The sequence below is a fragment of the Globicatella sanguinis NBRC 15551 genome (assembly GCF_001552295.1).
Taxonomy (GTDB): Bacteria; Bacillota; Bacilli; order Lactobacillales; family Aerococcaceae; genus Globicatella; species Globicatella sanguinis.
Map to the genome: position 1 here is coordinate 1 of NZ_BCQX01000101.1, position 8543 is coordinate 8543.

An 8543-nucleotide genomic window follows, 5' to 3' on the forward strand; every position below is an offset into this window, starting at 1 on the left:
CAGATACGATAACAATTGTATAATGAATAAGGTTATGATATAGAAAGAATCAAAAGTTTAATGAGACAATATTTGTACTACTATTAATATCGTAAAAGATTAAATTATAAAACATTTTATAATTAGCCAATTACCACAAGTTCTTTGAAACGACACCTATTTTATAATATGAGCTAAAAAGGAAGTAATCTAATATTATTATTGTTGTTTAGAATTTGAAATATAATTGTGATGAAAAATATTATTTTTATTTCATTGTAAATTATAAAAAGAGTATTTGTAATAAGAGGAGCTACATTAAATAATCAATTATATTGAAGGTCTTAAGAAATCAATAAACCGTATTTTAACAATATATAAATGGGATTAATTGATAATGGTAGTAATAAAAAGCTGCTAAATGACATAGCGTAAGAAAAATGTTTTCGATAAGATTTTCACAAAGCATCTTATTATTTTTGAATGTATTTTTATTGCACTTTATAAATAAAACTTATAAATTTTCCTTAAATCTATTGAAACAAAACTTTAATCATGTTAAAGGAAGTTGATTTAAAACCGCTAATGGACATCAAATTTGATTTGAATAAAGAAGATAGTCATGGTTTAGGATTATATATCATCAAAATGTTACTCAAAAATTATGGAATTGACTATGCAGTCGAAAATAATGAGCGGACATTTGTCTTCAAAATAAAATTAATTACAGAATAATTTATAAAATTTATAAAATGGTTTGTTAAGGTTGACTTTACCACTATTATTTTTTGTTTGCTATATTACCTATATGAACGCCGAAATAAGAATCCCTTTCTGATATGGTTAATTGAATAGCACAGAAGGGATTCTTTTATTAATATGTTTGACTATATTTTAATCTAAGATGTCTGGGGATTAGAGTCCCAAAATTATGAATCAAGAACCCAAAAGACGCAATGGAGAGAACGGTATTGTAAAAACCGACCAAATTTAAACAATAATTAAAAATTAAAAATGAGTAAAGAGAATTAAGAATAAACGAAAACAAAATTAATTTTGAAATAACATTTGAAAACATAGATATAATTTTTCAGAGAAAGATTTATTTATCAGCATTTTGTCCATTGAGTGCAAAAAATATTTATGATAATATTAAGTTGATATATTCGGATTCAAACTTTTTAAGTTTTTTATATATTTTGAGTATAAAATAATATTACATGTGGGGTGGAAAATCATGAAAGAAAAAAAGTTGATTGGAAAGATGATACAATTCTTCCTTGTATTTGTATTGTTATTTACCAACCAAGGTCATTATTTAACAGTTTTTTCTGAAGAAATTAAGGAATCGACGGTAGAGAATAATACAACCGAGGCTTATCAGGAATCGACAACTATAACTGTTGATCCGCCTCAAACAGATATTAATGAGACCGTCAATGATCAAGAGGCTGCTTTAGAATCAGACACCAGTACAGAAGAGACGGATGCGGTTAATGATGTAGAAACGAGTCTGGAATCTTCAAGTGAAGAAAGTGAAACAACTGAGACTACGCTTGAAGAAACTACATCGGCAGAAGATCATGAAGTAATATTAACTGGTGTTACTAATAGTGGTATTTCAATTACTGTGAAGGTTATGCAATCAGATTTTTCTGAATCTGACGAACCTATTGAATTAAGAGTCAGAGAGTTAGAACCAGAAAATGCAGAAGATTTTGCCTTAGCTGATCCAATAGCTCAATATATATTTGATATTAACCCAGAAGTTTTTAAAGCTTCGATTAAATTTTTAAATATCGAGTTTTACCAATCAGGAGAAAAAGTGGAACCTTTGAAACCTTTGGAAATACAGATAAGTAATTTATTATTCGAAGAGCCTATTTTACAAACTAAAGTATATCAGCAAACAAGCGATGGAATGATTAATGAATTGGAGCATAATGGGAATTCAGAGTCACCTACAAATCTTTCATTACACCTTTCATCTTCAAATGTGCTGGGATTGTTAAGTATTCATGAATTATTTGGAGAACCGGGTGGAATAGCACCAGGTATTGATAATATGTTGCCAACGGATGGTTCACCAACTCCTGTTTCGTTGCAATATTTTCAACCAGGTGAGTTAGGTCCATTTACTCAGAACTATACTTTTTTTAGATCGAGATCTATGACGAGGGCAAATATTCACCAAGCAGATGAACTTCAGCCTGGAGAAGTTAGAACAAATAAGACAGCAGTTCCTTCCACGACTCATTTAAATACATGGGAGATTACAGTAGAGGTAGAAGCACAAGACTATCGTAAAGATTTGAAGACGGATATTGTATTAGTCATCGATAGGTCAGGAAGTATGGCTGGTAATAGAATGACGAATGCCAAAGAGTCAGCTAAAAACTTCGTGACACAAATATTGGATAAAGATCCAACCAATTCAAGAATTTCAATTGTTTCATTTGCGAGTGATGCACGAATAGATAGTGGTTTTTCAAACAACAATTATTCTTTACAATCTAGTATTAATAATATTAGTGCAGGGGGAGGAACTTTTACTCAAGGTGGATTAAAACAAGCGGAGAATTTAATAGGAGGTTCAACGGCAGACCGAAAATATATTGTTCTCTTATCGGATGGGGAACCAACATTTTCTTATCTTCCCGTAACTGGAACCTACGGTTTGGAACGTAAAACAGAAAAAAGATACGGGACATATAGGAATCAAAACGGTGGATTTTTTATTGCTGGAGAATATACATATAATAATAATTATGTTAGTTATTCAAATCAGACAACATTTTATTATGGGCAAAAAATCGGTAATGGCGGGTCAATATTAGGCTCAACCAATTATAATGGCGATAGTTATCCTATTAGTTTGATTGGTTATTCAAATCTGTTTTATCCGGTGGATAGAACTTGGGATGCATGGTTTGGTTACTACCAATATACACCAGTTAACTTAACTTATTACAACCATGGTGATGCAGCCATTCGTGAAAGTCAAATTGCAAAAGCTAGTGGAATAAACGGTCTATATACTATAGCCGTTGGAGCTGGAGATATTGGAACTAATATTTTAAATCAAATGGCGAACGAAGGAATGGCTTTCTCTACAAATGATCCTAGTGCTTTACAAGGAATTTATGACACCATTGCTGATTCGATTCAATCTCAACCTGTTTTCTCAACAGCGAAAGTAAATGATGAGATGGGATTAGGTTTTGAAGTTAAAGGTGATATTTCAAATATAGAGGTTAATACTGGAACTGCTAATTTAATTCCTAAAAGTGCTACAACAAATCAATCCATCTCGTGGGATATTAATGGGATGCCAGAAGTTGATAAAGCAAATCGTCCAGGATATCGAAGAGCTACATTAAAATATACAGTAGAAGTTACACCTGATATGTTAAAAGACGTGACAAACGAACAAAAACTATTTGAAACTAATAAATCAACTGTATTAAATTATACTGATAGTCAAAGTAACGAAAATAAACGTGTTGAGATTACTTCACCGCAAGTAAATCCTGTATTAATGAAAGTTAAGAAAACATTACTAGATATAGATGGAAATGTCGATTATAGTGAAGATAAATATCGTTTTAAATTGGGAGAAACTGATATTGATTCAGATATTAAGGCGAATATAGAATATCAATATTTTCTTCCTCCATTTAATCCAGGTGATTATCAATTATTAGAAACAACTATCATCAGTAAAGATGGAAAATCTATTCCACTAGATGATTATAATATCAGTTACAAAATCAATGGAAATGAAGGAAATAAATTAAGCATAAATTCACAAAATAACTCTGAAGGAATCAACGACTTCACCTTGGAAGTTATCAATCAAATAAAACCGATAAAAATTAAACTGACAAAGAAAGTTTCTGGAAATATGGGAGAGCGAGAGAGAGAGTTTAATTTTAAAGGTAGTTACACTCGACGACATCATAATGATGCGAAAGAACTGGGATTAAAATCATTAAAACATAATGAATCTCAAGAATTGACTCTTCCTCGCGATGCTGTATTAAACCTTGCAGAAATTAATGTTCCTGAGGGATATAATGTGACATATCAAATAAATGGAAAACCTACTGAGAAGGTTGAGAATCTAGATTTAAGTGAAATTGATGTGAACAAAAATGCGATTGAAATTATTGTAACTAATACTAAAGATAAAGAAATCGCAACGGGGATTCACGATGATCTTAAACCTTATATGATATTACTTGTAATTTTGACGTTGGTAATTTTAATTGTAGGAATTGTCTACTATTATCAACATAAGAATGAGGAGGGACTGCAATAGAACAAAGTGAAAATTTAGCGGAAGTGCAATCTTGGTTGGAAAATGTAAAATTTCGTAAACAACTGATGGGTGGAGTTAATGAAGCAGATTTATGGAAGAAGATAAATGAATTAAATCGGCTTTACCAACAAGCCTTTCATGACCAAGAGATTTATTATCGAGCATTGTTAGATGAGCAGTCTAGGAGAAATCGTCGTGTCTAGAAAAAATCAACGCAGAAGGCGTAAAAATAAAGGAAAATCATTAACAATTGGAGATGTTATCCAGAAACGTTATAGCAAAGCGCTAGTCAACCAGCAGACCAAGGAATTACTCTTTCGAATTATTATCTTGGTCTTGATAGGTTGGTTAGTCTTTACCCAGTTTTTCTTTATCAATCGGATGACTGGCACTAGCATGTACCCTGGCGTCAAAGACGGGGATTTACTGATAGGCTTTCGCATAAACAATGATTTTTTACCTGAGGATATCGTATATTACCAGCATAATGGCAAAAAATACTATGGCCGAGTTTTGGCCGGAGAGGGTGATTATTTAAGTTTTGATGAACAGGGCAATGTTCGAGTCAATGGAACGGTTCAAGGAGGAGATATCTTCTTCGCCACTAGTCCAAGACCAGGTCAAGCTACTGAAATCATCTTAAATGAAGGCCAATATTATATACTTGGAGATTATCGAATTCAAACAGAAGACAGTCGAGACTTTGGACCTATTTCGAAAGAGGATATTTTAGGAAAAGTAATAACTTTGTTGAGACGCCGTGGATTATAAAAAAATATTTAGGAGAGATTACAATGAAAAAGACATTATTAAAAGGAATAACTTTATTAGCCTTATTAGGATCATCGATTACTGGAGTGTTTGCTCAGGAAGAAACGTCATTAGCACAAACAGGAAATGAAATTACATTTAATAAGAAATACGTAGAAGAGGGTGATACTGCAAAAGCACCTGCAGAAGAGTTTAAATTTACTATTTCTGCTGTAGGAGTTACTGATTCTACAGTTACGGATGTTCCAACAGCCACAATAGGTACTACAAGTTTTGATTCAACAAATCCTAATGATACATTACCTGTTAAGATTACATTACCAGAATATTTAGCAGTTGGGGTATATACATATGAAATAAAAGAAACTACTGGTACTACCGCTGGTGTAACTTATGATAATAGCACTGCTTATTTAAGAGTTTATGTGACGCAAAACGATGATGGTTCATTCAGCACAAGTTCTGTAATTTATTCTACATTACCTACCGAAGAAACTGATATTAATGAAGGAAAAACTGATACACCGTTCCAAAACAAATATGAAGCGGGATCCCTAGAAGTTAAGAAAGAGGTTAAAGGTAACCTTGGTGAACGTGATCGGGAGTTCCCAATTACGATTACTTTAAATGCTCCAGAAGGATTAAACGTTACTTCTACAATTCTAGTTGATGGTGAAGATAAGCAAATTACATTTGATAATGGTGTTGCAACTATTAGTGATTTAACAATTAAACACGGTCAGACTATTAAGTTAAGCAACTTACCTAAAGGTACCACTTACACAATCTCAGAAAAACAACCAGATGATTATCAAACACCAAAGATTACTAATGATGGTAAAGGTTCAATTGAAAATACAGAGAATGATGAAGTAACTATCACTAATACTAAAGATCAATTAATCCCTACCGGCGTTATCATCGAAAACCTTCCATACATCGTATTATTAGTATTGGCTATTGCTGGTCTTGGATTCTTTCTATTCAAAAAACGTCAAAATAACCATTTAAACTAATTTTCAATAAATTAAGAGAGGAGACCAAGCAATGAGGTTACAGAAGAAAATTATCGATACAGTCAATAGTTTCCTAAATGTCATCGTTGTCTTGGTTTTAACTCTCAGTTTAGTTTATGCCACATACGCCTTATGGGATAACCAACAAATTATTCAAGCGGTAGATGATGTTTTATATCAACTCTTGGAATATAAACCAAACAAGGAAAATCCAGGTCCTTCTTTTGAAGAGTTATTAAAAATTAACGAAGATGTGAAGGCTTGGGTGGAAATTGATGGGACGGGTATTGATTATCCAGTGGTTCAAGGGGAAGATAATTTAGCTTATCTCAACAAAGACGTATTTGGTAACTTTGCCTTAGCTGGTTCAATCTTTTTGGATACACGAAATTCTCCAGACTTTACTGATAATTATTCTCTCCTCTATGGACATGATATGGTGGAAGGGAAAATGTTTGGTGATGTTAAGAATTTTAAAGATGAGGAATATTTCAATGATCATCTAACAGGGAGTTTAATAACACCAGATAAGGCTTATGATTTAGACGTTTATGCGGTTCTACTAGTACCTTCTAATTCAGATGAAATCTTCAATCCAGATATGTGGATGGATGATTTAACAGGTTTAGAGCAATTTATCTCGGAAGAAGCGATTTATACCAATCCACAAGCCCTCAAGGATTTCGACCAAGATATAGCTTTTACCAATCAGAGAATATTAACGCTAACTACCTGTTCTTCCGAATATACTCAGGCTAGAACAATCTTAATCACGATTATGAAGGAGTCTAATACAAAGGAGAGTGACGCCATTGAAACTGAATAAAAAAGTTACACTTGGTTTCATTTTAAGTTTATTGGTAATTAATTTCCTTGGATTCATGAGACAAGTACAAGCAGCTGAAGGAACTCGGTTACCAATTGATGTCATCGTTGTTCCTAAAGAAATTAAGGATGTCACTGAGACATTCAAAGTATGGATCGAAAAACAAAATGAAGAAAGCCCCCTTCCAGAAACTAATTCAGGGCAAGTAGGTTATTTACCTGTAAAACACGGCCAAGACACTTTCTTTGATTGGCCAGAATTACCACCGGTAGGAATCTATTCTTATAAAATTTACCAAGAAGCAGGTTCCACTAAAGGTGTGAAATACGATTATACCGTTTATCTAGTCGACTTAGTAGTACAAAGAGATGTGGAAACTGACGAAATCGTTTCGACTTTTGTAGTCAAGAAACAAGGAATCGAGGAGAAAGTATCCAAGATAACTTTCACCAATGAATTCCCACCGCCAGTTAAAAAACCTCCTAAGTTTAAGGAGAAACTACCGGAGACTGGTGAGCGTCAAAATCTAGGTGTGGTATTCTTCCAAGTTATCTTGCTTCTATCAGGTCTTTATCTTGTCTTCAACAAAACAAAGAAATTATAAAACTAGCACTAATATGGGGAAAAATAATAAAAATACAGGCTGAATTTCGTTATTATATTACGATGTTCAGTCTGTATTCCTTTTTTGACTGTTAGTATTGGATTTACATTTTATGGATCTATAATTATTAACTGTGGCGAATGCATTAAAAAATAATTTGGTTGATATTTTTTTTTAGAACAGGCGTAGGCAGTGTTTAATTTTGGTTCTATAATTTTTAGTGTTGGTGCAGAAATCAGGTTCTATAATTTTTAGTGTTGGTGTAGAAATCACCAGCACTATTTTTATATACAAAAAGCCCGTGATTTCCTCTATAATTAAGTTGCACACAAAAATATAGAAAGTAGGAAATCACATGGCTACATACAATAATACTAAAATTTTACTAGGAATGGAAGACCTTAATATCAATATAGAACAGAATGATTTTGAAGAAGAATGCTATTTCTCCGTTCATCAATTTAAAAGTTCTACTAAAAAAATGCTTCCTGTCTCAAAAGCCTTTAAAAAAGTATTAACCGTTACAGGTACTCTAAAGAATCCGCCTAAAGCGTGTCCTCATTGTGGTAGTAGTAATAATGGAACGGAAGATATGATTGATTATGGATCTTATAGGACCGTCATCCTAATTGGACAATATAACCTTCAACCTGCTTATCTTAAACTGACTAAACAACGATACCTTTGTAAACATTGTCAAAAAACAACGGTTTCTCAAACTAACTTAACCAAACAGCACTGTACCATTTCATCACCTTTAAAAGTAATGATTCTTCAAGAATTAGGTAAAACGAAACCTATCAAAGATATTGCTGAAACCTGGAATGTGTCGTCGCATACAGTACTACGTCAATTGAAAGCTTATAGTTATCAATATAATACCAAGCCCACATCACTCCCTAAACATATCGCGATTGATGAATTTAAATCCGTGAAGAATGTGAAGGCTGCTATGTCGTGTATTTTAATGGATAATCACAAACATATTGTAGTAGATGTCTTAGAAAACCGAACACAAGCATTTTT

At 32.7% G+C, this 8543-nt stretch carries 8 protein-coding genes; all 8 read left to right on the forward strand.

The genetic code is table 11. From position 1 onward, the window contains the following. Positions 1–534 precede the first annotated feature (534 nt). On the forward strand, positions 535–714 hold the full coding sequence (locus GSA01S_RS10800) for a GHKL domain-containing protein (RefSeq protein ID WP_157064807.1): 180 nt from the start codon (positions 535–537) through the stop codon (positions 712–714). 502 nt (positions 715–1216) lie between these two features. Continuing rightward, positions 1217–4300 carry a vWA domain-containing protein gene (locus GSA01S_RS08140; protein WP_066126493.1) on the forward strand — a complete coding sequence of 1028 codons (3084 nt, stop codon included), beginning with the start codon at positions 1217–1219 and terminating at the stop codon, positions 4298–4300. A gap of 35 nt (positions 4301–4335) precedes the next feature. Next, positions 4336–4503 carry a hypothetical protein gene (locus tag GSA01S_RS08145; RefSeq protein WP_157064808.1) on the forward strand — a complete coding sequence of 56 codons (168 nt, stop codon included), beginning with the start codon at positions 4336–4338 and terminating at the stop codon, positions 4501–4503. Next, a complete protein-coding gene (gene lepB, locus GSA01S_RS08150) occupies positions 4496–5071 on the forward strand; it encodes a signal peptidase I (RefSeq protein WP_066126497.1) in 576 nt (191 codons plus the stop codon). The genes GSA01S_RS08145 and lepB overlap by 8 nt, the downstream gene beginning before the upstream one ends. Positions 5072–5094: 23 nt before the next feature. After that, positions 5095–6087, forward strand: coding sequence for a DUF7601 domain-containing protein (locus tag GSA01S_RS08155; protein ID WP_066126499.1), 993 nt, complete (start codon positions 5095–5097; stop codon positions 6085–6087). A gap of 31 nt (positions 6088–6118) precedes the next feature. Continuing rightward, a complete protein-coding gene (gene srtB, locus GSA01S_RS08160) occupies positions 6119–6913 on the forward strand; it encodes a class B sortase (protein ID WP_066126500.1) in 795 nt (264 codons plus the stop codon). Continuing rightward, positions 6900–7517: a streptococcal pilin isopeptide linkage domain-containing protein gene (locus tag GSA01S_RS08165; RefSeq protein ID WP_066126502.1), complete on the forward strand. Its 618-nt coding sequence runs from the start codon at positions 6900–6902 to the stop codon at positions 7515–7517. The genes srtB and GSA01S_RS08165 overlap by 14 nt, the downstream gene beginning before the upstream one ends. Positions 7518–7872: 355 nt before the next feature. Then, positions 7873–8543 (forward strand): transposase family protein (locus tag GSA01S_RS08170; RefSeq protein ID WP_169792691.1); only part of this gene is annotated, 671 nt, incomplete at its 3' end.

Coding starts and splice junctions, on each gene's coding strand:
- GSA01S_RS10800 (WP_157064807.1), top strand. CDS start 535: ATGTTAAAGGAAGTTGATTTAAAACCGCTAATGGACATCAAATTTGAT.
- GSA01S_RS08140 (WP_066126493.1), top strand. CDS start 1,217: ATGAAAGAAAAAAAGTTGATTGGAAAGATGATACAATTCTTCCTTGTA.
- GSA01S_RS08155 (WP_066126499.1), top strand. CDS start 5,095: ATGAAAAAGACATTATTAAAAGGAATAACTTTATTAGCCTTATTAGGA.
- srtB (WP_066126500.1), top strand. CDS start 6,119: ATGAGGTTACAGAAGAAAATTATCGATACAGTCAATAGTTTCCTAAAT.